The organism is Sphingopyxis sp. BSN-002 (assembly GCF_022024275.1).
Classification (GTDB): domain Bacteria; phylum Pseudomonadota; class Alphaproteobacteria; order Sphingomonadales; family Sphingomonadaceae; genus Sphingopyxis.
In genome coordinates this window covers 1,368,216-1,392,569 of sequence record NZ_CP091804.1, presented here as the reverse complement: position 1 = coordinate 1,392,569, position 24,354 = coordinate 1,368,216, and the positions used below count along the sequence as shown (strand labels likewise).

At 66.0% G+C, this 24,354-nt stretch carries 24 protein-coding genes and 1 tRNA gene; 16 read left to right on the top strand and 9 right to left on the bottom strand.

Going from position 1 to position 24,354, the window contains the following annotated elements; translation table 11 throughout:
* The first annotated feature begins 81 nt into the window (after window positions 1–81).
* Window positions 82–1,326 (top strand): MFS transporter, encoded by a 1,245-nt coding sequence (locus L7H23_RS06890; protein WP_237838606.1) that lies wholly within the window; start codon window positions 82–84, stop codon window positions 1,324–1,326.
* Here the strand turns inward: L7H23_RS06890 and L7H23_RS06885 are convergent.
* Genes L7H23_RS06885 through hutI form a run of 5 tightly spaced genes read right to left on the bottom strand, consistent with a single transcriptional unit; the run spans window position 1,311 to window position 7,066 of the window.
* A complete protein-coding gene (locus tag L7H23_RS06885; protein ID WP_237838605.1) occupies window positions 1,311–1,874 on the bottom strand; it encodes a HutD family protein in 564 nt (187 codons plus the stop codon). The two genes, L7H23_RS06890 and L7H23_RS06885, sit on opposite strands and share 16 nt — an antisense overlap.
* Window positions 1,874–3,541, bottom strand: coding sequence for a urocanate hydratase (gene hutU, locus L7H23_RS06880; protein ID WP_237838604.1), 1,668 nt, complete (start codon window positions 3,539–3,541; stop codon window positions 1,874–1,876). Before hutU ends, L7H23_RS06885 begins: the two co-directional genes overlap by 1 nt.
* Complete coding sequence (gene hutG / locus L7H23_RS06875) at window positions 3,538–4,341, bottom strand: N-formylglutamate deformylase (protein WP_237838603.1); 804 nt, start codon at window positions 4,339–4,341, stop codon at window positions 3,538–3,540. Before hutG ends, hutU begins: the two co-directional genes overlap by 4 nt.
* Entirely contained in the window at window positions 4,341–5,870 is a 1,530-nt protein-coding gene (gene hutH / locus L7H23_RS06870; protein WP_237838602.1) for a histidine ammonia-lyase, read from the bottom strand. The genes hutG and hutH overlap by 1 nt, the downstream gene beginning before the upstream one ends.
* Entirely contained in the window at window positions 5,867–7,066 is a 1,200-nt protein-coding gene (hutI, locus tag L7H23_RS06865) for an imidazolonepropionase (protein WP_237838601.1), read from the bottom strand. Before hutI ends, hutH begins: the two co-directional genes overlap by 4 nt.
* A gap of 86 nt (window positions 7,067–7,152) precedes the next feature.
* Here hutI and L7H23_RS06860 point away from each other — a divergent pair, with 86 nt between their 5' ends.
* The 4 genes from L7H23_RS06860 (at window position 7,153) to L7H23_RS06845 (ending at window position 11,703) form a co-directional block, all read left to right on the top strand.
* Entirely contained in the window at window positions 7,153–8,508 is a 1,356-nt protein-coding gene (locus tag L7H23_RS06860; RefSeq protein WP_237839147.1) for a formimidoylglutamate deiminase, read from the top strand.
* Entirely contained in the window at window positions 8,505–9,209 is a 705-nt protein-coding gene (hutC, locus tag L7H23_RS06855; protein ID WP_237838600.1) for a histidine utilization repressor, read from the top strand. Before L7H23_RS06860 ends, hutC begins: the two co-directional genes overlap by 4 nt.
* Window positions 9,210–9,275: 66 nt before the next feature.
* Window positions 9,276–10,502, top strand: a complete 1,227-nt coding sequence (locus tag L7H23_RS06850; protein ID WP_237838599.1) for an alpha/beta fold hydrolase — start codon at window positions 9,276–9,278, stop codon at window positions 10,500–10,502.
* Window positions 10,503–10,659: 157 nt separating this feature from the next.
* The gene (locus tag L7H23_RS06845; protein ID WP_237838598.1) at window positions 10,660–11,703 is read left to right on the top strand and encodes a rod shape-determining protein; all 1,044 of its coding nucleotides are present in this window, start codon (window positions 10,660–10,662) and stop codon (window positions 11,701–11,703) included.
* Between the two features lie 14 nt (window positions 11,704–11,717).
* Here the strand turns inward: L7H23_RS06845 and L7H23_RS06840 are convergent.
* Both L7H23_RS06840 and L7H23_RS06835 read right to left on the bottom strand, forming a co-directional pair.
* Window positions 11,718–11,793, bottom strand: a tRNA-Thr gene (locus L7H23_RS06840).
* A gap of 23 nt (window positions 11,794–11,816) precedes the next feature.
* Entirely contained in the window at window positions 11,817–12,689 is an 873-nt protein-coding gene (locus tag L7H23_RS06835; RefSeq protein ID WP_237838597.1) for a hypothetical protein, read from the bottom strand.
* 63 nt (window positions 12,690–12,752) lie between these two features.
* Between L7H23_RS06835 and L7H23_RS06830 the strand changes: the two genes are divergently transcribed.
* The 11 genes from L7H23_RS06830 to L7H23_RS06780 all read left to right on the top strand — a co-directional run bounded on the left by L7H23_RS06830 (window position 12,753) and on the right by L7H23_RS06780 (window position 23,261).
* Complete coding sequence (locus tag L7H23_RS06830; protein WP_237838596.1) at window positions 12,753–13,328, top strand: NifU family protein; 576 nt, start codon at window positions 12,753–12,755, stop codon at window positions 13,326–13,328.
* Between the two features lie 24 nt (window positions 13,329–13,352).
* On the top strand, window positions 13,353–13,946 hold the full coding sequence (locus L7H23_RS06825) for a malonic semialdehyde reductase (protein WP_237838595.1): 594 nt from the start codon (window positions 13,353–13,355) through the stop codon (window positions 13,944–13,946).
* Window positions 13,939–14,565, top strand: a complete 627-nt coding sequence (gene tsaB / locus L7H23_RS06820) for a tRNA (adenosine(37)-N6)-threonylcarbamoyltransferase complex dimerization subunit type 1 TsaB (RefSeq protein ID WP_237838594.1) — start codon at window positions 13,939–13,941, stop codon at window positions 14,563–14,565. The genes L7H23_RS06825 and tsaB overlap by 8 nt, the downstream gene beginning before the upstream one ends.
* A complete protein-coding gene (locus L7H23_RS06815; RefSeq protein ID WP_237838593.1) occupies window positions 14,562–15,041 on the top strand; it encodes a GNAT family N-acetyltransferase in 480 nt (159 codons plus the stop codon). Before tsaB ends, L7H23_RS06815 begins: the two co-directional genes overlap by 4 nt.
* A 135-nt stretch (window positions 15,042–15,176) precedes the next feature.
* Complete coding sequence (locus L7H23_RS06810) at window positions 15,177–15,608, top strand: MucR family transcriptional regulator (protein WP_237838592.1); 432 nt, start codon at window positions 15,177–15,179, stop codon at window positions 15,606–15,608.
* A gap of 126 nt (window positions 15,609–15,734) precedes the next feature.
* Entirely contained in the window at window positions 15,735–16,157 is a 423-nt protein-coding gene (locus L7H23_RS06805) for a Fur family transcriptional regulator (RefSeq protein WP_237838591.1), read from the top strand.
* Window positions 16,129–17,010, top strand: a complete 882-nt coding sequence (locus L7H23_RS06800) for a lysophospholipid acyltransferase family protein (RefSeq protein WP_237838590.1) — start codon at window positions 16,129–16,131, stop codon at window positions 17,008–17,010. Before L7H23_RS06805 ends, L7H23_RS06800 begins: the two co-directional genes overlap by 29 nt.
* Before the next feature lie 49 nt (window positions 17,011–17,059).
* Entirely contained in the window at window positions 17,060–18,400 is a 1,341-nt protein-coding gene (miaB, locus tag L7H23_RS06795) for a tRNA (N6-isopentenyl adenosine(37)-C2)-methylthiotransferase MiaB (RefSeq protein ID WP_275671230.1), read from the top strand.
* Window positions 18,400–19,404 (top strand): PhoH family protein, encoded by a 1,005-nt coding sequence (locus L7H23_RS06790; RefSeq protein WP_237838589.1) that lies wholly within the window; start codon window positions 18,400–18,402, stop codon window positions 19,402–19,404. Before miaB ends, L7H23_RS06790 begins: the two co-directional genes overlap by 1 nt.
* Before the next feature lie 562 nt (window positions 19,405–19,966).
* A complete protein-coding gene (locus L7H23_RS06785) occupies window positions 19,967–22,258 on the top strand; it encodes a TonB-dependent hemoglobin/transferrin/lactoferrin family receptor (protein WP_237838588.1) in 2,292 nt (763 codons plus the stop codon).
* Between the two features lie 22 nt (window positions 22,259–22,280).
* Window positions 22,281–23,261, top strand: a complete 981-nt coding sequence (locus L7H23_RS06780) for a DUF6607 family protein (protein WP_237838587.1) — start codon at window positions 22,281–22,283, stop codon at window positions 23,259–23,261.
* 58 nt (window positions 23,262–23,319) lie between these two features.
* Here L7H23_RS06780 and L7H23_RS06775 read toward each other — a convergent pair whose 3' ends face one another.
* Window positions 23,320–23,781, bottom strand: coding sequence for a MarR family transcriptional regulator (locus L7H23_RS06775; RefSeq protein ID WP_237838586.1), 462 nt, complete (start codon window positions 23,779–23,781; stop codon window positions 23,320–23,322).
* 80 nt (window positions 23,782–23,861) lie between these two features.
* Entirely contained in the window at window positions 23,862–24,284 is a 423-nt protein-coding gene (locus L7H23_RS06770; protein ID WP_237838585.1) for a hypothetical protein, read from the bottom strand.
* Window positions 24,285–24,354: the final 70 nt, after the last annotated feature.

The window sequence follows — 24,354 nt, the reverse complement described above, 5'->3', positions numbered from 1 at the left end:
CTTTTCGTAACTCTCCTACTGGGTGGCCGCGGCCTCTTCGCGGCCACCCCTTCTTATATGTATAAGGGTTTGGGGGACGACATGGCGCGTACACGGCTGATTGCCGCACTTATCTTGACCTATGTCGCCTTCGCGATGCTGCTCAACAGCGTCGGGACGGTCATCCTCCAGTCCATTTCCAGTTTTCATGTCACCAAGCCCGAGGCGAGCACGCTCGAGGGCTTCAAGGACATCACCATCGCGATCGTGTCGTTCGTGACGGCGAGCTACCTTCCCCGCATCGGCCTCAAGAATGCGCTGATCGGCGCGCTGGTGCTGGCGGTCGCAGGCTGCCTCGTCATGCCGCTGTTTGGCAGCTTCAATGTCGCACGGCTCCATTTTGCCATGGTCGGCGCAGCGTTCGCGGTCGCCAAGGTCGTCGTCTATTCGATGATCGGGCTCGTCACCGAGTCCCCACGCAAACACGCCAGCCTGACCAGCCTGATCGAAGGCATGTTCATGGTCGGGGTGCTGTCTTCCTATTGGGTGTTCAGCGCCTTCATCGATCCCGCCGGGCTGCGCTGGCTGAACGCCTATTGGGTGCTCGGCGCGATCACCGCGCTCGCGCTTGCGCTGCTGCTGACCGCGCCGGTTGACGAACATCGCACGCACGAGGGTGAGGAAGCCGACGCCGGCGAGGGGTCCGCCTTCGCCCGGATGCTGAAGCTCGCGGCGCTGCCGCTGGTGCTGATCTTCGTCGCCTGCGCCTTCCTGTTCGTGCTGATCGAGCAGGGGATCCAGAGCTGGTTGCCGACCTTCAACAATGAGGTGCTGCACCTGCCCGCGCAGATGAGTGTGCAGGCCGCGAGCCTGTTCGCCGCCTGCCTTGCGATCGGGCGTTTCGGCGCGGGCGCGGTGATGGCGCGCTTCGACTGGTATCCCGTGCTCAACATCTGCCTTGCGGTACTCGCGGCGTTGATCGTCCTCGTGCTGCCGCTTGCTGACGGGCTGACCCCCGGCGCGATCCACAGCTGGGGGGACGCGCCGGTCGCGGCCTTCCTGTTCCCGCTGATCGGGATCGCGCTTGCGCCCGTCTATCCGACGATCATCTCGGTCATGCTGAGCGCGATGCCGAACCGGCAGCATCCGCCGCTGATGGGACTGGTCGTCGTCTTCTCGGCGCTCGGCGGAACGACGGGGTCGCTGATCACCGGCCAGCTCTTCGCGCATCTCGACGGGCAGACGGCGTTCATGCTCGCGCTGGTGCCGACCGCGATCCTCGCGGGCGGGCTGTTTCTTCTGCGGCGGCAGATCGCAAAGAATGCGGCGGTTCAGGCGGCGTCGTAGAAGATCTCGGTAGCGATCACGGCCCCTTTGATCGACGACAGACCGGCCGGGTGGTGGAGCAGAAGTGCATCGTCGGGCGCGAGATCGAACTGCTCACCGTCAACCTCGATCGCAGTGGCTTCGGGTGCAAACAGCAATAGCGCGCTGGCTAGGGTGGTTTGGGCACCGGTCCAGCGGCCGACCTTTGCGGATGTCTGCCCGCGGCGCGCCATGATATTGAGCGCCGTGCAGCTCCCGGCCACCGGACGGGCGGCTACCGGCTCGTCACCGCCGAAGAGGAGAGCGGGCGCGCCGGGCCGGATGTGCTGTTCTGCCTGATCGCCGATCGCGATGGCCAGCTCACCGCGCAGCAGCAGGAAAGCCCGGTCGACACCCGGAAAGGGCGAGAACGGGCCCGCGTCGGCGATCGTCGCGAGGCTCACGCGCCAAAGGAAGTCCGCATCGCTCGTGCCTTCCGGAAAGACGGTGATATCCCGCGTCACACCGCCGCCATTTTTACATGGCCGCGCGACGCGATCCTTTGCGGGCAGAAAGCGGACGCCCGCCATCAGAGAATGCCGGGCAGGTCCAGACCCTTCTCGCGCGCGCAGGCGATCGCGATGCCATAGCCCGCGTCGGCGTGGCGCATGACGCCGGTGCCGGGGTCGTTCCACAGCACACGCTCGAGACGCTTCGCCGCTTCGGGGGTGCCGTCGGCAACAATCACCATGCCGCTGTGCTGCGAATAGCCCATGCCGACGCCGCCGCCATGGTGCAGCGAAACCCAAGTCGCGCCCGACGCCGTGTTGAGCAGCGCGTTGAGGAGCGGCCAGTCGCTGACCGCATCCGACCCGTCGCGCATCGCCTCGGTCTCGCGGTTCGGGGAAGCGACCGAGCCTGAGTCCAGATGATCGCGGCCGATGACCACCGGCGCCTTGAGTTCGCCGCTCGCGACCATCTCGTTGAAGGCGAGGCCGAGCCGGTGGCGGTCTCCGAGCCCGACCCAGCAGATGCGCGCGGGCAGGCCCTGGAACCTGATCTTCTCGCGCGCCATGTCGAGCCAGTTGTGGAGATGCGTGTTGTCGGGCAGCAACTCCTTCACCTTGGCGTCGGTCTTGTAGATGTCCTCGGGATCGCCCGAGAGAGCGGCCCAGCGGAACGGGCCGATACCGCGGCAGAAGAGCGGGCGCACATAGGCGGGAACGAAACCGGGGAAGTCGAACGCGTTCTCGACACCTTCGTCCTTCGCCATCTGGCGGATATTGTTGCCATAGTCGGTCGTCGGCACGCCAGCCGCCTGCAGGTCGAGCATCGCCTGCACATGCACCGCCATAGACGCCTTGGCTGCCTTGGCGACCGCGGCGGGATCGCTCTCGCGCTTCGAGAACCATTGGTCGAGCGTCCAGCCAGCGGGGAGGTAGCCGTTCACGGGGTCGTGCGCCGAGGTCTGGTCGGTGAGCAGGTCGGGGCGGATGCCGCGGCGGACCATCTCGGGCAGGATTTCGGCGGCGTTGCCGAGCAGGCCGACCGATACCGGCTTTCCTTCCGCGTGAGAGGCTTCGATCATCGCGATCGCCTCGTCGATGCTGTTCGCCTGCTTGTCGAGATAACCGGTGCGCAGGCGCATTTCGATGCGGCTCGGCTGGCATTCAATCGCGAGGCAGCTCGCGCCCGCCATCACCGCTGCGAGCGGCTGCGCGCCCCCCATGCCGCCGAGGCCCGCCGTCAGCAGCCAGCGGCCTGCGAGGCTGCCGCCATAATGCTGGCGGCCCATTTCGACGAAGGTTTCGTAGGTGCCCTGAACGATGCCCTGACTGCCGATGTAGATCCAGCTTCCGGCCGTCATCTGGCCGTACATCATCAGGCCCTTCTTATCGAGCTCGTGGAAATGGTCCCAATTCGCCCATTCGGGAACGAGGTTCGAATTGGCGAGCAGGACGCGCGGCGCATTTTCGTGCGTGCGGAACACGCCGACGGGCTTGCCCGACTGGATCAGAAGTGTTTCGTCGCCTTCGAGCCGCTTCAGCGTCTCGACGATCTTGTCATAGCTTTCCCAGTCACGCGCGGCGCGGCCGATGCCGCCATAGACGACGAGTTCGTGCGGCGCCTCGGCGACATCGGGGTGGAGGTTGTTCATCAACATCCGCATCGGCGCTTCGGTGAGCCAGCTTTTCGCGCTGATCTCGGGACCGGTCGCCGGGCGGATCACGCGGCTGTTGTCGAGGCGGGTGGTCATGAATGTCCTTTCGCAAAATCGAGGGTCGCGGCGATCACCTGTTCGAGCACAGGCCGGATCGCGGGATTGGGGTCGAGGGGGGAGGGCCAGTTGGCGTGGGTGATCGTATCGGGCTCGGCCATGTAACCGCGCTGCGCGAGCTCCATCTGGATCGCGTGGATGCCATCGTCGGGGCGGCCATAGTGGCGCGTTGTCCAGCCGCCCTTGAAGCGGCCGTTAACGACATGGCTGTGGCCGCTCGCCGCGCAGATATTTGCGACGACGGTTTCGAGTTCGGGGGCCGAGGTTGCACCGCCGTTGGTGCCGATGTTGAACTGCGGCAACTCGCCGTCGAACAGGCGCGGGACGTGGCTGCGGATCGAATGCGCATCGTAGAGGACAACGCGGCCGTGCGCCGCATGCAGCCGGTCCAGCTCGGCGGCCAGCGCGTCATGATAGGGACGGTGATAGAGGTTCAATCGCTGCGTGATCGAGGCCTCGTCGGGCTGGTCGAAGCGATAGAGGGGCTCGCCGTCAAAGGTCGTCGTCGGGCATAGCTCGGTCGTCGCCTGCCCCGGATAGAGCGACGCGCCCGACGGGTCGCGGTTCATGTCGATGACGCTGCGTGAAATGTCGGTCGCGACCAGCGTCGCGCCGAGATCGACGGCGAAGGCATATAGGTCGGCGATCCACCAGTCGGTGTCGATTTGCGCATGCCAGGGCGAAACGAATTGTTCATCGAGGCCCGCCAGATCGGTGCCGCCATGCGGAAAGGCGATGACGAGCGGCGCGTCGCCGCGATCGACGCGCAGCCAGTCCATCAGCCGATGCCCGGCAGGTCGGCGGGCACCGCGCCGACGAGGCTGCCGGTGCGGATCAGTGCGGTCGCGGCCTCCATGTCGGGATGGAAATGCCGGTCGTTCTCAAGCGTCGGCACATCGGCGCGCAGATGCCGGTGCGCGGCCTCCAGCGCGTCGCTCGATTGCAGCGGCGCGTGGAAGTCGATCCCCTGGCACGCCGCGAGCAGTTCGATCCCGATCACCGCGCTGGCATTGTCAGCCATGTCGAGCAGGCGGCGCGCGCCGTGCGCAGCCATCGAGACATGATCCTCCTGATTGGCGCTGGTCGGGATCGAGTCCACGCTCGCCGGATAGGCGCGCTGCTTGTTCTCGCTGACGAGCGCGGCGGCGGTGACCTGCGGGATCATGAAGCCCGAGTTGAGGCCGGGACGGGGGGTCAGGAACGCGGGCAGCCCCGACAGCGCGGGATCGACGAGCATCGCGATGCGGCGCTCCGAAATCGAGCCGATCTCGCACAGCGCCATTGCGATCATGTCGGCAGCAAAGGCGACGGGTTCGGCATGGAAATTGCCACCCGAGAGTGCCTCGTCCGTATCCGCGAAGATCAGCGGATTGTCCGACACGCCATTCGCTTCGATGCCCAGCGTCGTTCCCGCCTGCCGCAGCAGGTCGAGCGCGGCGCCCATCACCTGCGGCTGGCAGCGCAGGCAATAGGGATCCTGCACGCGCGGATCGTCGATGGCGTGCGAGGCGCGGATCGCCGAACCCGCCATCAGGCCGCGCAGCGCATCGCCGACCTCGCGCTGGCCGGCATGCCCTCGCAGTGCGTGGATGCGTGCATCGAAGGGCGCGTCAGAGCCCTTCGCGGCCTCGGTCGAGAGCGCGCCGGTGATCAGCGCCGAGCGGAAGACGGTTTCGGCGCGGAACAGACCCGCAAGCGCGTTGGCGGTCGAGAATTGGGTGCCGTTGAGGAGGGCGAGGCCTTCCTTGGGACCAAGGTCGAGCGGGGCGAGACCTGCCTGCGCGAGCGCATCGGCGGCGGGCAGCGCCTTGCCGCCGACCTCGATTTCGCCGACGCCGATCATCGCGGCGGCCATATGCGACAGCGGCGCCAGGTCGCCGCTCGCGCCGACCGATCCCTGCGAGGGAACGACAGGGGTCAGCCCCTTGGCCAGCATCGCCTCCAACATCGCGACCGTTTCGCGCTTCACACCCGACGCGCCCATTCCGAAGCTGGCGAGCTTCAGCGCCATCATCAGGCGGACGATTTTTGCCGGCGAAGGCGCGCCGGTCCCGGCGGCATGGCTGAGGACGATATTGCGCTGGAGCGTCGACAGTTCGTCGTCGGCGATGCGGACGCTTGCGAGCTTTCCGAAGCCGGTGTTGATGCCATAGACCGGCGCCCCTTTGGCGACGATCCGCGCGACCGCGGCGGCACTCGCGTCGATCGCATCCCATGCGCCTGGATCGAGCGAGACGGGGGCGCCCTCGTAAATCGCGCGCCAGTCGGCGAGCGGGGTCGCGCCGGGGGTGATCGCTATCTTCGTCATTGTCCCATCCAGATTCGTTGGTGCAGCGGGTTGAAACCGATCCGGCCGACCAGATCGGCGGGGCGCTCGATGTCCCAGATCGCGAGGTCGCAATGCTTGCCGACCTCAAGCGTCCCGGTTTCGGCCTGCATCCCCAATGCGCGGGCGGCGTGGCGGGTGACACCGAGCAGGCATTCGTCGACGGTCAGTCCGAACTGCACCGCCGCCATGTTCATCGTGAGCAGGATCGAGGTCAGCGGCGAGGTGCCGGGGTTGCAGTCGGTCGCGAGCGCGATCGGAACGCCCGCAGCACGAAGCGCGGCGATGGGGGGCAGCTTCGTTTCACGGAGGAAATAGAAGGCGCCAGGGAGGAGCATCGCGACTGTGCCCGCATCGGCCAAGGCGGCGATGCCGTCGTCGTCGAGATATTCGAGATGATCCGCCGACAGCGCACCATGGCGCGCGGCGAGCGCGGCGCCATGCTGGTTCGACAATTGCTCGGCGTGGAGCTTGACCGGCAGACCGTGCGTCTTTGCCGCCGCGAAGACGCGCTCGGTCTGTGCGGGCGTGAAGCCGATATTCTCGCAAAAGGCATCGACGGCATCGGCAAGCCCCGCCGCTGCGATCGCCGGCATCATCGTCTCGCAGACAAGGTCGATATAGCCGTCGGCGTCGCCGGCATATTCGCCGGGCAGCGCATGCGCGCCGAGGAAGGTTGTGCGGATCGTCACCGGCCGCACCTCGCCAAGGATGCGCGCGGCGCGCAGCATCTTCGCCTCGTCGTCGGTCGACAGGCCGTACCCCGACTTGATCTCGATCGTCGTGACCCCTTCGGCGATCAGCGCGTCGAGACGGGGGAGGGCGCTCGCGACCAGCTCGGCCTCGCTCGCCGCGCGCGTCGCGTGGACGGTCGAGACGATCCCGCCGCCGGCGCGCGCGATCTCTTCATAGGAGGCGCCCTTCTGGCGCAGCTCGAACTCGGCGATGCGGTCGCCAGCGAAGACCAGATGCGTGTGCGGGTCGATCAGGCCCGGCGTAATCCAGCGGCCTTCGCAATCGATCGTCTCGGCCGCGGCGGGCGCATCGACCATCGAGCCGGCATAGGTGATCGTGCCGGCGGCCATCCCGACCGCGCCGCGCTCGATCACGCCCAGACCGGCGGCTTCCTCGCGCATCGTCGCGAGCCGTGCATTGGTCCAGAGCCTTTCGCACTTCATGCCAGCCTCTCCTGCTTGCTGACGGCGACTCAATAATGTATATACATTAATTGAAGACACGGGTCGATGTCCAGACGGGATGTGCGATGGCGCTTTGGTGCGAACAGGCATGGCTGGCGGAAGGCTGGCGGAACAACGTTCGTTTGAGCGTTGAAAATGGACGCATTTCGTCGGTCGAGATCGATGTCTCGGCTGCGCCTCGCGATGAACGCCACACGGTCCTGCTGCCCGCTTTGCCCAATCTGCACAGTCATGCGTTCCAGCGCGGCATGGCCGGGCTCGCCGAAACCGCGGGCGCGAGCGACGACAGTTTCTGGACCTGGCGCGAGGTCATGTACCGCTTTGTCGACCGCCTCGATCCCGACGGAATGGAGGCGATCGCGGCGCTCGCCTATGCCGAAATGCTTGAGAGCGGGTTCGGCCGTGTGGGCGAATTCCACTATCTGCATCACGATGTCGACGGCCGTCCCTATGGCGACGTCGCGACTATGGCGCAGGCGATCGCGGCGGCGGCCGGTGAGACCGGAATCGGGCTGACGCTGCTTCCGGTCTTCTACGCGCATTCCGGCTTCGGCGGGACCACGCCGATGCATGGCCAGCGGCGCTTCATCAACGATGTCAGCCGCTTCGCGAATCTTCTTGAGGGCGTACGCGAAGCTGTTGCGGGCCTCGATGATGCCGTCGTCGGCGTCGCCCCGCACAGCCTTCGCGCCGCGACCGCCGAAGAGCTGGTCGATGTCGCGGCGATGGCGGCGGGCGCGCCGATCCATATCCATATCGCCGAACAAGTGCCCGAGGTCGAAGCCTGTCTCGCCTGGAGCGGGAAGCGGCCGGTCGAATGGCTGTTCGATCATGCCGATGTTGGCACAGACTGGTGTCTGGTCCACGCCACGCACGTCACCGACGCCGAACGGCTGATGGTCGCTGCCAGCGGCGCGGTCGTCGGGCTCTGCCCGATCACCGAGGCGAACCTGGGCGACGGCCTCTTCCCGGCGCGCGAGTTCCTTGCCGAAGGCGGCCGCTACGGGGTCGGGTCGGATTCGAACGTCGAGATCGACGCCGCGGCTGAACTGCGTCTGCTCGAATATGGTCAGCGCCTCTTGCACCGCGGACGCAACCAGCTTGCGGGCGGTGCGGCGAAGTCGACCGGGGCGAGCCTGTATCGCGGCGCGTTCGCAGGTGGCGGGCAGGCGCTCGGGCGCTCGACGTCGGGGATCGCGATGGGAGAAGCCGCCGACCTTGTCAGTCTGAAGGGCGGCGATCCCTTCTTCGCCGGTCGCTCGGGAGACTCGCTCATCGACAGCTGGATCTTCGGCGGCGGCGCGCGCCTCGTCGATTGCGTATGGCGCGGCGGCGTCAAACGCGTCGAGGGCGGTCGCCATATCGACCGCGATGCGATCGACGCGCGCTACCGCGCCGCGATGGCGAAGCTGCTCGCATGAAGCAGAGCGGCGCCATTCACGCGCAGATCCGCCGCGATATCGAGGCGAAGATCATGGCGGGCGAGTGGAAGCCCGGCGACCGCATCCCGTACGAGCACCAGCTGATGGCGACCTATGGTTGTTCGCGGATGACCGTGAACCGGGCGCTGCGCGCGTTGATCGAGGCGGGGCTGCTCGAAAGCCGGCGGCGGGCGGGCACCATTGTCTCGCATCCGCGCGTTCAGCGCGCCGCGCTCGAAATTCCGGATATCCGCGACGAGGTGGCCGGGCTCGGCGAGGCCTATCGCCTGTATCTCGACCGCCGCGAAATCCGCGCCGCGACCGCCGAGGACCGGCGCCTGCTGCAGATCGACGAGGGCCAGGTGCTCGCGCTTGAGTGCCGCCACGACGCCGGCGGCCGGGCCTATGCGCTCGAACGCCGCCTCATCAATCTGGCGGCGGTGCCCGAGGCGGCCGACGTCGACTTCGCCGCCGAGCCGCCGGGGTCGTGGCTGCTCGCGCATGTGCCGTGGACGGAGGCCGAGCATCGCATCACCGCGTTCAATGCTGGCGCGAAGGAACTCGTCGCACTCGGCATTTCAGCGGGCGCCGCGTGTATGGCGCTCGAGCGCTGGACGTGGCGCGGCGAGGAACGGATCACCTATGCCCGGCAGGTCTATCCCGGCGACCGCTACGCCCTCGTCGCGCGCTTCCGGCCCTAGATAATATCGTCGGGGCCTCGACGAAGCGCACTGCGGCCATTACCTGCGTGGCATGAGGAATCGGGCATGAGCATCGTCGAGTATCGGGGTTTCGCGGGCGTTCGGCTCGAGGCCGAAGTGACCGGCTCGGAAAACGATCCCGCAGTGCTGCTCGTCCATGGTGCCGGGCAGGCGAGGGGCGTGTGGGCCAGCGTCGCGGCGGCGCTCGTCGGCGCCGGCCGCCGCGTGATCAGCCTCGACCTTCGCGGCCATGGCGGCAGCGAATGGCCCGAAGACGGGCGCTATGACTTCGAGGCGCTGGTCGAGGACCTGCGCGCGGTCCTCGCGCAAATGGGTTCGCGCCCCGTCGTCGTCGCCTCGACCCTCGGCGGCTGGATCGCCAGCGCGGCTCTCGAACGCGACGCGGCGGTCCTGGCATCGGGCCTCGTGCTCGTCGATTCTCCCGTCCATGTCGATCCGGCGATGACCCGGCGCGTGGGCGAGCGGTTGCGCGAGGCCGTGACCCTTGCGCCGGGGCAGGCGCGCTGGGACGCGCGGTTGTTCGATGAATTCGACAGTGCGGCGGTAGCCGCCCGGCTCGACGGGGTCGCGGCCAAGATCGCGCTGCCGACGCTCTATGTGCGCGGCGCGATGAGCGAGCTGGTCTCGCGCGCCGATGCGGCAGCCTTCGTCGGCCAGCTTCCCGACGGCGAACTCGCCGAGGTCGAGAACAGCATGATGGTGATCACCGACGACCGCGCCGATGCGCTTGGCGGCTATCTGATCGATTTCCTCGAGCGCCGCGCGCCGCGCGGCTCGCCCGAATATCGCGCCGGTTCCGACGCGCGCACCTTCCGCGACGCGCTCGGCTGTTTTGCGACCGGGGTCACGGTGGTGACCGCGATCTGCCCCGACGGAACGCCGATCGGCCTCACCGCCAACAGCTTTACTTCGGTATCGCTCGACCCGCCGCAATTGCTGGTCTGCATCGCGAACAACGCGGGGAGCGCGCCCTACCTTCGCACCGCGGATCGCTTTGCCGTCAACGTTCTCCAGATCGGCCAGCAGCCGACCTCGAACCGGTTCGCCGGCAAGGGGGAGGATCGTTTCGCCGCGACGCCGTGGGAGATCGGCGAATACGGCACGCCGGTGCTCACCGGATCTCTCAGCAGCTTCGAATGCGCGCGCGATGCCGTGCACGAGGGCGGGGATCATTTCATCCTCGTGGGCCGCGTGCTGAAGGCGATTTTCGAACCGCGCCGCGATCCCCTGCTCTATTTTCGCGGCAAGTATCGCAAACTTCACTTCGCCTGATCCTCGGGCGAGCGCGGGAATCCAACGGGCTGGCCCAAGCCGCGTGACGCACCCGAAAGCGTTGCACATGCCGGAAAAAGAGCCGGAGAGGGCGGGGTAGCCGGGGGGCGGACCGCGATCTTCGGTGCCATTTTCTATCAAGGTGCCGCCCCCGCTTATGAACTTCCTTCGCCGCTTTGCTTCCGCCAGCACGCACGACGTCGCCATCGATCTCGGCACCGTGAACACCGTCATCTATGTCCGCGGAGAAGGGATCGTTCTCAACGAACCCTCGGTGATCGCGCTCGAAACCCGCGATGGTGTCCGCCACGTCAAGGTGGTCGGCAACGACGCCAAGCTGATGATGGGCAAGACCCCCGCGAATATCGAGGCGCTGCGTCCGCTGCGCGACGGTGTCATCGCCGACATCGAGGTCGCCGAACAGATGATCAAGCATTTCATCGCCAAGGCGATCGGCGGATCGAGCGTGCTCAGGCGGCGCAGCAACGTCGTCGTCTGCGTGCCTTCGGCCGCGACGATCGTCGAAAGGCGGGCGATTCGCGATGCCGCTTCGAATGCAGGCGCCGCCGGCGTCCAGCTGATCGAGGAGCCGCTGGCCGCAGCGATCGGTGCCGGGCTGCCGGTGACCGAGCCGCGCGGCGCGATGGTCGTCGATATCGGCGGCGGGACCACCGAGGTCGCGGTACTTTCGCTAGGCGGTATCGCCTACGCCAACTCGGTCCGGGTTGGCGGCGACAAGATGGACGACATGATCGTGTCGCACATCCGGCGGAAGCATAATATGATGATCGGCGAGATGACCGCCGAACGCGTGAAACTGACCATCGGCGCGGCGGTCCCTCCCGAGGACAGCGGCCTGGTCATGGCGGTGAAAGGCCGCGATCTGGTGAGCGGTCGTCCGTCCGAGGTCAGCGTCACCGAGGCCGAAATAGCCGATGCGCTGACCGAGCCCGTGTCGCAGATCGTCAGCGCGGTGCGCGCCGCGCTCGAACAGACGGCGCCCGAACTGTCGGCCGACATTATCGACGAAGGCATCACGCTGACCGGCGGCGGCGCGCTGCTCGCCCGTATCGATCAGGCGATCGCCGCAGCGACCGGCCTGCCGGTCCGCATCGCCGACAACGCGCTGATCTGCGTCGCGATGGGCGCCGGACAGGCGTTCGAGGAACCCGTCTATCGCAACGTGCTGATGGCGGCCTGACGATCGCGGAAATATGGTGCCGGCTAGAGGGCTCGAACCCCTGACCCCCTGATTACAAATCAGGTGCTCTACCAACTGAGCTAAGCCGGCGCTGGCGCTGGCGCTCCTTTGCGTCAAATGATGCCGAAGGTCCAGCCTTCCGTTCGCGCGAGTTCGTCCGACAGCAGGGCGGGACTCCATGGCGCACGGTCCTCCGCGACCGCGCGCAGCCAGGCTGCGGTCAGGAGCGCGTCGCTCGCATGATCGCTGATCGGGCCGCGAACGCCAACGGGAGGCGATCCCAGCGCAGCGAGGGCCTCATCGAGCGCCGCTCCGTCGCGGATTTTGCTGCGTCCCGGCATCCCGCCTGCCGCCCGCGCGGCGAGGCTGGTGTAGATCTCGACGAGCAGCGGACCCGACGCGGGCACCGGATCGAGCGGCCAGAGCGGGATACGGCCGCGCAACCGGTGGAGCAGGCGCATTCCGGCAAGGCTCGCCTTGCCGACCTGTGCGGCGCCGACGAGATTGAAGTTGCTGACGCTCGCGGCTTGCCTGGTCGCGCGCTGATGCTGTTCGACCACGCGCAGCCGTCCTGCGCCGGGCTCGAACAGGTCGCCGACGTCGCCGCGTGCGTGACGAAAATGCCGCCGCGCTTGGGCGTGCGCCAGAAAGCCGCCGACCTCGTAATGCGGATCGGCAGCGGTCAGGCGTTCGACGAGCGCCCACAGTGCGGGCAGCCCCGCCGGGCTTTCATTCCATTCGGGGAAATAGGCGCCCCAATCGGCAAAGGCGAAGGCGGCGGAAAAGTCGAAGCCGATCAGCATGTCCGTGCCTGCCGCGGCAACCTCTTCCAGCCACGCCAGTATCTCGCCGCGCGACCAGATGTGGCCTGGCCGGACCAGCCCGGGCGCCCCGGAACCGCTTGCGACTGCGAGCGCGATCCCCCGCTGGCGTTCGCCGCGGGCGCCCGACCAGTCGAGCGCGGCAAAATGGGTGAAACGGCGCATCGCCGCGCTCTAGCCCATCCAACTCATCTTGCACAAAGCCCCATTGCGTCCCACATGCGCCCCATGCTGATCGAAACCGAATCGACGCCCAATCCCGCGACGCTCAAATTCCTGCCCGGCCGGGCGGTGATGGAGACGGGAACCCGCGATTTTGCGAGCCCCGAAGAGGCCGAGGCCTCGCCGCTCGCGACCGCACTTTTCACGCTGGGCGACGTCACCGGCGTTTTCTTCGGCCGCGACTTCGTCTCGGTGACGATCGCGCCGGGCGCCGAATGGGCCGATGCGAAGCCCGATGTGCTCGGCATCGTGATGGATCATTTTCTTGCCGACATGCCGCTGTTCAATGCGGCGAGTGCTGCCGGCATCTCGGTCCCCGGCGAGGACGAAGGCTTTGCCGACGATCCCGCCGATGCCGACATCATCGACCAGATCAAGGAACTGATCGAGACGCGGGTGCGTCCCGCGGTCGCGAACGACGGCGGTGACATCGTCTATCGCGGTTTCGACAAGGGCAATGTGTATCTGAAGATGCAGGGCGCGTGCGCCGGCTGCCCGTCCTCGACGGCGACGCTCAAGAATGGCATCGAATCGCTGCTCAAACATTATGTACCCGAAGTGACGGCCGTTCACGCCGTCTGATCCCAGTCCAACAGGAGAATGCCGATGAGCGAGCCGCTTTCCGACAGCGCCCTCGACCAGCTCTTTCGTACCGCGCGCACGTACAACGGCTATCTCGACAAGCCGGTGACCGAGGCGCAGCTCCATGCGATCTGGGATCTGGTGAAATATGGCCCGACCAGCGCGAACAGCCTGCCGGCGCGGATCGTCTGGTGCGTGTCGGACGAAGCGAAGCAGAAGCTCGCCGCGCTGGCGATGCCCGCGAATGGCGAGAAGATCCTGTCGGCACCGGTGACCGCGATCGTGGGCATGGACACCGAGTTCTTCGAACATCTGCCCGAACTCTTCCCGCACGCCGATGCGCGCAGCTGGTTCAAGGGCAATGACGCGCTCGCGCACGCGACCGCCTTCCGCAATTCGAGCCTGCAGGGCGCCTATTTCATCCTCGCGGCGCGCGCGCTCGGGCTCGACACCGGGCCGATGTCGGGGTTCGGCAATGACGCGGTCGATCAGGCCTTTTTCGCGGACCAGCCGACGGTGAAGAGCAACTTCATCTCGACGCTCGGCTATGGCGACCCGGCGACGATCTTCGAACGCAGCCCGCGTCCGGGCTTCGAACGCTTCAACCGCATTGTCTGAAGGACGAACGCTCGTCGTCGATAGCGCCAGCGAGGCCTGCTCGGTCGCGCTGATCGAGGACGGGCGTGTCGTCGATTTCCGCCATGAAATTCTCGGCCGCGGCCACGCCGAGCGGCTCGTTCCGCTGATTGCCGAACTGGCCGATGGCGGGCGCGCCGCGTCGATCGCCGTCGGTTGCGGTCCGGGCAGTTTTGCCGGCGTCCGCATCGGGGTTGCGGCGGCGCGTGCGCTTGCGCTCGGCTGGGGCGTTCCCGTCCAGGGGTTCTCGACGCTCGCGCTCGTTGCGGCGGCGGCGGCCGATCAGATCGTCCCGGCGGGCGGCGCGCTGGTCGTCATGGAGGGCGGTCACGGGCAATGGTTCGTGCAGCCATTTGACGCAAACCTGTCACCGCAGGCCGATCTGCGCTCGCTGCTCCCCGAGGAGGCGGTGCTGACGGATACGGCGCTCGTCGTCGGTAATCGCGCCGAGGCCTTTATTGCGCGGCGCGGATCGGGCACAGCGGTGCTGATGCTGCCCGACGCGCGCGCCTTTCCCTCGCTTCCCACCGCGGCGATGTTCGCCGACCCGAGTCCGATCTATGGGCGCGCGCCCGACGCGAAGCCGATGGCGCTGCCGTGACCGCGACCGTCCATCTCGCGACCGCGCGCATCGCCGATATTTCGGCGGTGATGCGCGTCATGGATGCCGCGTTCGACCCCGCCTATGGCGAGGCGTGGAGCACCGCGCAGCTGCTGACGCTCTTCGCGCTGCCTTCGGCGCGCGTCTGCCTTGCCTGGGACGGCGACGAGCCCTGCGGTTTTTCCGCTGCGCGAATGGCGGGGCCTGAAAGCGAGTTGCTGCTCCTCGGTGTGGATCCGGCAGCGCGCGGGCGCGGGGTCGGCGCCGCGCTGATGGCCGACTGGCAGGCATGGGCGAAGTCCGAAGGTGCCGAAGACTATTTTCTCGAAATGCGTGCCGACAATGATGCCGTACATCTCTATCGCAGTACGGGCTTTTCAGAATGCGGCCGACGTTCTGCCTATTATCGCGGCGCCGATGGTGTGGTTCGCGATGCGATTACCATGCGCAGGTCGTCGAATATTACCGAAAAGTAAGAAGCCAATTGCAGGATGCGCGGGTAAAGCGGTTGCGGAAATGCATCCAAAATGGCATGAACTGCCTTGGATCGCAGCAATTCCTGATATTTAAGCCCATGCCGCCCGTCGATAAAAACAAGGAATAACATCCCCATGGCCGACCAGTCCGACACCAATGAAATGCTCGTTACGTTGACCGCCGATATTGTCGCGGCGCATGTCAGCAATAACAGCGTCGCAATTTCCGACCTCGCGATCCTGATCAACAATGTTCATGCCGCGTTGTCGAACCTCGGCGAAAAGCAGGTGGTCGAGGAAAAGCCCGTTCCCGCGGTGTCGATTCGCGCCTCGGTCAAGCCCGACCACATCGTCTGCCTCGAGGATGGCAAGAAGCTGAAGATGCTGCGCCGCCACCTGATGACGCATTACGGCATGACCCCCGACGACTATCGCGCGAAATGGGGCCTGCCCGCCGACTATCCGATGGTTGCACCCAATTATGCCGAAAGGCGCCGCGCGCTGGCGAAGGAAATCGGCCTCGGCACAAAGGGACGCGGCGGCGGCCGCAAGCGGCGGAAAGTCTGAGTTTTCCGCTTGGCCGGAACGACGAGGGGCGGTGCCGCAAGGTGCCGCCCTTGTCCTATCGGCGGGCCGTGCCTATACAGTCCGCAACCATAAAGATCCGACTGCATCTCTGCAGGAAAGGCCCGCATGTCCGGTACCATCGACCTCGAAGCACTCTGCCACGAAAAGGGGCTGCGCATTACCGAGCAGCGCCGCATCATCGCGCGCGTGATCTCCGATTCCGAGGATCATCCCGATGTCGAAACGCTCTATGAGCGCGCGTCGAAGATCGACAGCGGCATCTCGATCGCGACCGTCTATCGCACCGTCCGCCTGTTCGAAGAGGCGGGGATTCTCGACCGTCACGATTTCGGTGACGGCCGTTCGCGTTACGAGGCGGCGCCCGAGGCGCATCACGATCATCTGATCGACGTCGAAACGGGCAAGGTGATCGAGTTCGTCGATCCCGAACTCGAGGCGTTGCAGAAGGTCATCGCCGAGCGACTGGGCTTCCGCCTCGTCGACCATCGTATGGAGCTTTATGGCGTCCGGCTCGACCGCAAAGACTGACGCCATTGCTGTCCGTGCCGCAATCGCGGCGGGACATCCGGCACCGATTTCGCTGAGGGGGAAAGCGCGCATCCTGTGGCGGGTGCTGCTGCTTTTGCTCGCGCTTCTGATCCTCGTGCCGCTCCACTATCTCTATCGCATCTTTCGCTACGGATCGCCGTTTCCGAAGCTGTTCCTGTTCCTCGCGGCGTGGATCGTCGGCGCGCGTGTGACGAAGCACGGCACGCCGCTGCGCCGCGACGTCTTCTTTATCTCGAACCATGTCAGCTGGGTCGACATCCTCTCGCTCGCCGGCGCGAGCGGCACGGCGTTCGTCGCGAAGGCCGAACTCGGCGAGGTGCCGGTGATCGGCTGGCTCTGCCGCCTCAACCGCACCGTCTTCGTCAGCCGCGAGGATCGCGGCGGGGTCGCCGATCAGATCAACCGCCTGCGCGAAGCGCTCGCCGACAACTGGTCGGTGACGGTCTTTCCCGAAGGAACGACGACCGACGGCCAGTCTCTGCTGCCGTTCAAAACCTCGATGATGCAGGTTCTCGAACCGCCGCCCCCTGCGGTGCTCGTCCAGCCGGTGATGCTCGATTATGGCCCGATCGCCGAATGGATCGGCTGGATCGGGGTCGAGCAGGGCCTCGACAATGCCAAGCGCATCCTCGCGCGGCCCGGGACGTTCCGGTTGCACATCCATTTCCTCGAGCCCTTTCATCCGCGGGATTTTCCGGGACGCAAGGCGATCACCGCCGAGGCGCGGCGCCGGATCGAGGACGCGCTGGTCGCGTCGCTCGGCAAGCCGCTGCGCCCGTTCCCGCACAATGTCGCGCCGGTGCGCTACGAAGCGGAACAGCCTGCCGCATGACGGGCCGAATCCCCTTCATTTCCGCCGCTCCATCCTCTATCGGGGCTGCATGACCGCTACCCCTCCCGCGAAGACTTTCCACGTCAAATCCTTCGGCTGCCAGATGAACGTCTATGACGGCGAGCGCATGGCCGAGGTACTGGGCGCTGAAGGCTATGTGCCCGCGGCTGAGGGCGCCGAGGCAGACCTCGTGGTGCTCAACACCTGCCACATCCGCGAAAAAGCGGCCGAGAAGGTCTATTCGGACATCGGCCGGCTCAAGCGCGAGGACGGCAGCACGCCGACGATCGCGGTTGCCGGCTGCGTCGCGCAGGCCGAGGGCGCCGAGATCGCACGCCGGGCGCCGAGCGTCGATGTCGTCGTCGGCCCGCAGGCCTATCACCGTCTGCCCGAGCTGATCGCACGCGCCGAACGGGGCGAGAAGGCGATCGACCTCGACATGCCGCTCGAAAGCAAATTCGGCGCGCTGCCGAAACGCGCGGGCGGCCAGCGCCCGACCGCTTTCCTGACGGTGCAGGAAGGCTGCGACAAATTCTGCACCTATTGCGTCGTGCCCTACACGCGCGGCGCCGAGATCAGCCGGCCATTCGCCGACCTGATCGCCGAGGCGCGCGCGCTCGTCGCGGGCGGCGTCCGCGAGATCACCTTGCTCGGCCAGAACGTCAACGCGTGGGATGGCGAGGACGAGAAGGGCCGCGCGATCGGCCTCGACGGCCTCATCCGCGAACTCGCGCGCGAGGACGGCCTCGAACGCATCCGTTACACCACCAGCCATCCGAACGACATGACCGACGGGCTGATCGCCGCGCATGGCGAGATCGAGAAGCTGATGCCTTTCCTCCATTTGCCGGTGCAGGCGGGCAGCGACCGCATCCTCGCGGCGATGAACCGCAGCCATTCGGTCGACAGCTACCTCAAGGTCATCGAGCGGGTCCGCGCCGCGCGTCCCGACATTGCGATCTCGGGCGACTTCATCGTCGGCTTCCCCGGTGAGACCGAAGGAGATTTCGAGGCGACGCTCGATATCGTTCGCGCGACCAATTATGCGATGGCGTACAGCTTCAAATATTCGCGCCGTCCCGGCACACCTGCCGCGACGATGGGCGATCAGATCGGCGAAGCCGTAATGAACGACCGGCTCCAGCGGTTGCAGGCGCTGCTCAACGAACAGCAGCAGGCGTTCAACCAGGCGACCGTCGGCCGCACGACGCGCCTGCTCCTTGAACGCAAGGGCAAGCACGACGGCCAGCTGATCGGCAAGTCGCCCTGGCTCCAGTCGGTGCATGTCACCGCGCCGGGGCTGACGATCGGCGATATGGTCGACGTCGAAATCACTTCGGCAGGTCCGAACAGTCTGGGCGCTATTTTGCGCCAATTGCAGGAGGCTTGATGTCCAAACGCCCGCTCGCAGCATCCCCCGCCGAACCCGGCGACCGCGTCCGATTGACTGCGGAATATGAGCGAACGCAGTTATTGGGCATCCTCTTCGGCGAGTTCGACCGCAACCTCGTCGCGATCGAAAACCGCCTCGGCGTCTATATCTCGGCGCGCGGCAACCGCGTGCAGATCGAGGGCGAGGCCGAAGCCGCCGCGCGGGCGCGTGATGTCCTTACCGACCTCTACAATCGCATCGAACAGGGGCAGGAGGTCGACAGCGGCATGGTTGACGGTGTGATCGCAATGTCGGCGCAGCCGACGCTCGACGGCATCATCCGCCACGACGCCAACGAAGCGCCGCCGGTGATGATCCGCACGCGCAAGAAGACGATCGTTCCCCGCGCGCCGTCGCAGGTTCCTTACATGCAGGCGCTCGCCCGCGACGACGTGATTTTCGCGCTCGGTCCGGCGGGCACCGGCAAGACCTATCTCGCGGTCGCTCAAGCGGTCGCGCAGCTCATCACCGGCAGCGTCCAGCGCCTGATCCTGTCGCGCCCCGCGGTCGAGGCAGGCGAGAAGCTCGGCTTCCTGCCCGGCGACATGAAGGAAAAGGTCGATCCCTATCTGCGCCCGCTCTACGACGCGCTTCACGACTGCCTGCCCGCCGAGCAGGTCGAGCGCCGCATCGCGTCGGGCGAGATCGAGATCGCGCCGCTGGCTTTCATGCGCGGGCGGACGCTTGCCGATGCCTTCATCATCCTCGACGAAGCGCAGAATACCACGATCCCGCAGATGAAGATGTTCCTGACCCGCTTCGGCATGAACAGCCGTATGGTCATCTGCGGCGACCCCAAGCAGGTCGACTTGCCGGTGCCCGCGACTTCGGGCCTTGCCGATGCGGTCGCGCGGCTCGAAGGGCTGGAGGGCATCAACGTCAGCCGCTTCACCAGCGCCGACGTCGTCCGCCACCCGATCGTCGGACGGATCGTCGAAGCCTATGAGGGGCCGGGCTCCTAGCGCAGGAACAGCGGCGCTTTTGGGGTAGGAAGCGGACGCTTCCTCCTTGACCGTCACCCCGGCGAAGGCCGGGGTCTCACCCTTTCGAGATGACGCACCGGCGAGATCCCGGCCTTCGCCGGGATGACGATGAAGTTGGGGCAAACCTCATGTGATCCCCGGCGAAAGCCGGGCCCAGTACGCTGGTGAAATCATGGGCCCCGGCTTTCGCCGGGGTGCACATCTCTATCGTCCGCAATCGGTTGATACCGGACTTTCGTCATCCCGGGCTTGACCCGGGATCCGCCTTCCTTTTGCGCAACGTCGAAAGACAAGGCGGACCCCGGGTCAAGTCCGGGGTGACGATGGAGAGAAGTCCTTCCCCACAAGTGGGGAGGATTTATGTCCGCAACCGGTCGCGGCCTGTCTTTCCGACCTTGCTTTCGCTTCCGGCTGGTGGTCGCGCGCCCGGTCATAGGCTGCTATTTACGAGAACGATTCGCAATAGCATATTGACCCCCGGTATTCGGCCCCCTAGAGCGCGGCTATTGCGAATCAATCGCAATCAAGCAGGGGAAGAAAATTGATTATCCGATATTCGTCGTCCGCCACCCGCCTCGCTGCGGGCAGCGCACTGGGCCTTGCGCTCGCTGCCATCGCGCAGCCGGCGTTCGCGCAGGACAATGACGGCGACTATTGGGCTGCCCGCAAGAACCAGATCGTCGTGACCGCGACGCGGATCGCGACCAATGCGGAGGATCTGCCGGTGACCGTCACCGTCAAGACCGACGAGCAGATCGCCGACGAACTGGTCACCGACATCCGCGATCTCATCCGCTTCGAACCCGGCGTCAGCGTCCAGCGCCAGCCCGCACGCTTCGGCGCCGCGCTCGGCGCGACCGGCCGTGCGGGCAATGACAGCTTCAACATCCGCGGTATCGGCGGCAACCGTGTGCTGATCCAGGTCGACGGCATTCGCGTGCCCGACGGCTTCAGCTTCGGTGCGCAGGCTTCGGGTCGCGGCGATTATGTCGACCTTGGCCTGATCAAGTCGGTGGAAATCCTGCGCGGTCCTTCGTCGGCGCTCTACGGCAGCGACGGCCTTGCGGGTGCGGTCAGCTTCATCACATCCGACCCTGCGGACTTCCTCGAAGAGGGGAAGAATGTCGGTGGCCTCGTCCGCGGTGCGTTCAGCAGCGCAGATAACGAGTTCAGCGAAACTGCGATCCTCGCCGGGCGCAGCGGCGACTGGTCGGCGATGGCGGCCTATACGCGCCGCGACTGGCAGGAGCTCGACAACAAGGGCACCAATCCCGGAATCGTCTTTCCGGTCGGCACCGCCGGGACTTCGGGTCTCGTCCCCGGCACCGGCCCGCAGCGTACCCTGCCCAACCCGCAGGACGGCCGGTCGAACGCGGCGCTCGCACGCATCGTCTATGATCCCGCGAACGGCCACAAGCTTCGGCTGACCGGCGAATATCTGGGCACCAACCTCTACACCAACGGCCTGACCGGCGTCACCGCGACCCGCAATGCGGCCGGGACGATCACGTCCAGCGTCGACCGCCTCGAAGGCTTCGACAGCGGCGAACGCAAGCGCGTCTCGCTCGACTGGAGCTGGGAAGGCGAGGGCACGATCGATTTCGCGCGTGTCGCGGCGTACTGGCAGGACGGCGAAGACCGCCAGTACACCGAAGAGGACCGCACACCCGCGGTCGACCGCACCCGTCTCAACACCTTCGAGAACCGCGTGATCGGTGCCGCCGCCGACGCCCGCGCCGACTTCGCGACCGGATCGATCAATCACCGCCTCGTCTTCGGCGGCGACATCAGCCAGACGCGCCAGCAGGGGCTGCGCGACGGTACCGTGCCGCCGGCGGGCGAAGTCTTCCCGACGCGCGCTTTCCCCAGCACCGATTTCACCCGCGCCGGGCTGTTCATCGGCGACGAAATCTCGATCGCCGACGGCCGCCTGCTCCTTTATCCGGCGCTGCGCTTCGACTGGTACAAGCTGTCGCCGAAGAACGACCCGCTGCTGCCGACCTTCGCCGGTGCCGGCCAGGACGGCTCGCGCGTCTCGCCCAAGTTCGGCGCGGTGTTCAAGATCACCGACGAGGTCCGCCTGTTCGCCAACTATGCGACCGGCTTCAAGGCGCCCGAACCGGGCGAGGTGAACCAGTTCTTCGAAAATCTCGCCTTCGGCTACACCTCGCGCCCGAACCCCGACCTTGGCCCCGAGCGGAGCGAAAGCTTCGAGGGCGGCCTGCGCTTCTCCAGCAACGCGGTCAGCCTCGACCTCACCGCCTTCTCGGCGCGCTACAAGGACTTCATCAGCCAGGAAGTGGTGAGCGGCAGCTTCACCCCCGCCGACCCGGCTGTCTATCAATTCGTCAATCTCGATCGTGTTCGCGTCAAGGGCGCGGAAGCACGGTTCGAGGGGCGGGCGTCCTCCGGCCTCTATGCGACGCTCGCCCTATCCTATGCCAAGGGCGATATCATCGAGCCCGGCGGCGCCCGCGCGCCGCTCTCGACGATCGATCCGCTCAAGCTCGTCGCCGGCGTCGGCTATCGGGCCTCGGACGGTCGCTTCGGCGGTCAGCTGATCATGACGCATAGCGCGCGCAAGGAAGCATCGCGGACGACGGGCGTCTGCACCCCGTCGTGCTTCCGCCCCGACGCCTTCACGATCCTCGATGCGACCGCCTATTTCCGGATCGTCGACGGGCTGACGCTGCGCGGCGGCGTCTTCAACATCCTCGACAAGAAATATGCTTGGTGGAGCGACGTCCGCGGCCTCGCGTCCACCTCGACGGTCACCGACGCCTATACCCAGCCCGGCCGCAACGCGAGCGTGTCGCTGAGCTATCGCTTCTAAAACGAAAAGAAGGACTGCACCGATGAAAAAGACCTGTCGCTCGATAGCCGCTGGCCTGTTGCTGCTCTCGGCCGCGCTGCCCATCGCCGCTTTCGCGCATCCGCCGATCGCCAGGGAAGAGGCGGCCGCCAATTTCGAGGCCGACCGCGCCGACATCCTTGCGATGGCGGGCAACTATCGCGTCAGCTTCAACATGCAGGAATCGACGCGCTGGGATCCCGACTATGTCGCGCTCGAGCCGAAGCGCTCGGGCGGCAACGAAGTCGTCCGCGTGATCGAGGACACTGGCCGCAAGATCGTGCTCCAGCACATGCTCGTCATCACCGACGAGGACGGCAAGAGCATGATCATCAAGCATTGGCGTCAGGACTGGGAATATGAGCCCGCGAAGGTGCTCGTCTATTCGGACCGCAACACCTGGACCTGGGAAGACGTCCCCGAAAAGATGCGCACCGGCCGCTGGTCGCAGACGGTGTATCAGGTCGACGACAGCCCGCGCTACGGCGGCTGGGGACAGTTCGAGACGCAGGCGGGGCTTCGCCGCTGGCGTTCGAACTGGACATGGCGTCCGCTCGCGCGCCGCGATGCGGTGCGGAAACCCGTTTACGACCGCTATTACTCGATCAACCGCCACCAGCCCTCGCCCGACGGCTGGGTCCACTGGCAGGACAATACCAAGATGGGGATCAAGGACAGCAAGCTCGTCCCGATCGTCCAGGAATATGTCCTCAACACCTATATCAAATACGACCAGTATGACGTGAAGGCGGCCGACGACTACTGGGCCGCGACCAAGGATTATTGGGCGGCCGTTCGCGCCGAATGGGACCGTGTCGCCGCGACCAAGGGCGGCATCGCAATTCAGGAAGAGGCCGAGACCGGCACCGTGATCAGCGGCCGCCTGCTTGATATGGCGAACGAGATTCAGGACAAGAAACTGACGACCGACAAGGCGATCGCCGAAGCGAAGAAGCTGATCGAGGCGAACACCAAAAAGATCTGAAGACCTTCACCATGTGAAGCCCGCAACTGGGGGCGGCCCGCAAGGACCGCCCCCTATTTTATGCGTCGCCGGCTCTGGCGTGGTTCAGCAGATTGTCGCGCAGCCGGGCGATATCCTGCTGCACCTTCACGAAATCGGCACCAAGCCCGGTCGCGTCGAACAGCGCGGCGCCGGGATCCTGCTCAACGAGTGCACGGCCCGCAGGAAGCAGGTTCAGTCGCACTTGGCGTTCGTCGGCTGGATCGCGCTGGCGTTTCAGATAACCGAGCGATTCCAGCTTCTTCAGGATCGGCGTCAGCGTGTTCGATTCAAGGAACAGTTTCTCGCCGAGCGCGCTCACCGTCACATCGTCCTCGTCGGCGAGCGCGACCAGTGTGATATATTGGGTGTAGGTCAGCCCCAGCTTGTCGAGCAAAGGCTTATACGCGCGCCCGAAGGCGAGGTTCGCGGAATAGACGGCGAAGCAGATGAACTGCGACAGATTGCGGTCGCTCGGGACGGCCTTGGGGGAGGGGGACATGGGCATCTCCATTCGGATTTGCCCTTATATAGATCGCGTGCGATTAAATCGCAATATCTGCCGATGGCGGCGTTCGGTCTTCATTGTGCATGCGGATGGACCTCTTCGAACACCGGCTCGGGGTTCTTGCCGCGGCACGCCTCATAGTCGGCCGGATCGAGGTGTCGAAAACGGGTCGGCCAGCCGGGAAGGCAGTTTATCTCGGTCGTGTCCTGTCCCCTAGTGATCGCAAGCGACATCGAATGGGCGCGGGCTTCCCCGATCAGGCAGTTCAGGCGAGCCTCGGGTGTGGTGTCGATGCGGACGAATGACGATCCGACATGGTCGGGTATCATGCTGTCGACCGTGAACGCGTCGATGCCGCAGCTCCGGATCAGCCTCACGCTCGTCGGCCCGTCTTCGGCCCTGATTTGCGCGCCGGATGTCTCGTCGAAATTATCGTCGGCGATCCGCAGATAAAGCGGCTCTTCGCGACCGGAGAACCGGATTTCGGCGACGGCCATGCCAAGAAGGGCAAGAACGGCGCCAAGCAGGGCGCCCCAAAGAAGATGTCGCCGCCCGCGCGCCGCTCCT

Excerpts from the sequence above, each read along its gene's own strand:
- L7H23_RS06790 (WP_237838589.1), top strand. The coding sequence starts at position 18,400 with ATGTCCAAACGCCCGCTCGCAGCATCCCCCGCCGAACCCGGCGACCGC.
- L7H23_RS06780 (WP_237838587.1), top strand. The coding sequence starts at position 22,281 with ATGAAAAAGACCTGTCGCTCGATAGCCGCTGGCCTGTTGCTGCTCTCG.
- L7H23_RS06845 (WP_237838598.1), top strand. The coding sequence starts at position 10,660 with ATGAACTTCCTTCGCCGCTTTGCTTCCGCCAGCACGCACGACGTCGCC.
- L7H23_RS06835 (WP_237838597.1), bottom strand. The coding sequence starts at position 12,689 with ATGCGCCGTTTCACCCATTTTGCCGCGCTCGACTGGTCGGGCGCCCGC.
- hutC (WP_237838600.1), top strand. The coding sequence starts at position 8,505 with ATGAAGCAGAGCGGCGCCATTCACGCGCAGATCCGCCGCGATATCGAG.
- L7H23_RS06825 (WP_237838595.1), top strand. The coding sequence starts at position 13,353 with ATGAGCGAGCCGCTTTCCGACAGCGCCCTCGACCAGCTCTTTCGTACC.
- L7H23_RS06850 (WP_237838599.1), top strand. The coding sequence starts at position 9,276 with ATGAGCATCGTCGAGTATCGGGGTTTCGCGGGCGTTCGGCTCGAGGCC.
- L7H23_RS06770 (WP_237838585.1), bottom strand. The coding sequence starts at position 24,284 with ATGGCCGTCGCCGAAATCCGGTTCTCCGGTCGCGAAGAGCCGCTTTAT.
- hutH (WP_237838602.1), bottom strand. The coding sequence starts at position 5,870 with ATGACGAAGATAGCGATCACCCCCGGCGCGACCCCGCTCGCCGACTGG.
- L7H23_RS06890 (WP_237838606.1), top strand. The coding sequence starts at position 82 with ATGGCGCGTACACGGCTGATTGCCGCACTTATCTTGACCTATGTCGCC.
- hutI (WP_237838601.1), bottom strand. The coding sequence starts at position 7,066 with ATGAAGTGCGAAAGGCTCTGGACCAATGCACGGCTCGCGACGATGCGC.
- L7H23_RS06775 (WP_237838586.1), bottom strand. The coding sequence starts at position 23,781 with ATGTCCCCCTCCCCCAAGGCCGTCCCGAGCGACCGCAATCTGTCGCAG.
- L7H23_RS06885 (WP_237838605.1), bottom strand. The coding sequence starts at position 1,874 with ATGGCGGGCGTCCGCTTTCTGCCCGCAAAGGATCGCGTCGCGCGGCCA.
- miaB (WP_275671230.1), top strand. The coding sequence starts at position 17,060 with ATGACCGCTACCCCTCCCGCGAAGACTTTCCACGTCAAATCCTTCGGC.
- L7H23_RS06805 (WP_237838591.1), top strand. The coding sequence starts at position 15,735 with ATGTCCGGTACCATCGACCTCGAAGCACTCTGCCACGAAAAGGGGCTG.
- L7H23_RS06860 (WP_237839147.1), top strand. The coding sequence starts at position 7,153 with ATGGCGCTTTGGTGCGAACAGGCATGGCTGGCGGAAGGCTGGCGGAAC.
- L7H23_RS06810 (WP_237838592.1), top strand. The coding sequence starts at position 15,177 with ATGGCCGACCAGTCCGACACCAATGAAATGCTCGTTACGTTGACCGCC.
- hutG (WP_237838603.1), bottom strand. The coding sequence starts at position 4,341 with ATGGACTGGCTGCGCGTCGATCGCGGCGACGCGCCGCTCGTCATCGCC.
- L7H23_RS06830 (WP_237838596.1), top strand. The coding sequence starts at position 12,753 with ATGCTGATCGAAACCGAATCGACGCCCAATCCCGCGACGCTCAAATTC.
- hutU (WP_237838604.1), bottom strand. The coding sequence starts at position 3,541 with ATGACCACCCGCCTCGACAACAGCCGCGTGATCCGCCCGGCGACCGGT.
- L7H23_RS06800 (WP_237838590.1), top strand. The coding sequence starts at position 16,129 with ATGGCGTCCGGCTCGACCGCAAAGACTGACGCCATTGCTGTCCGTGCC.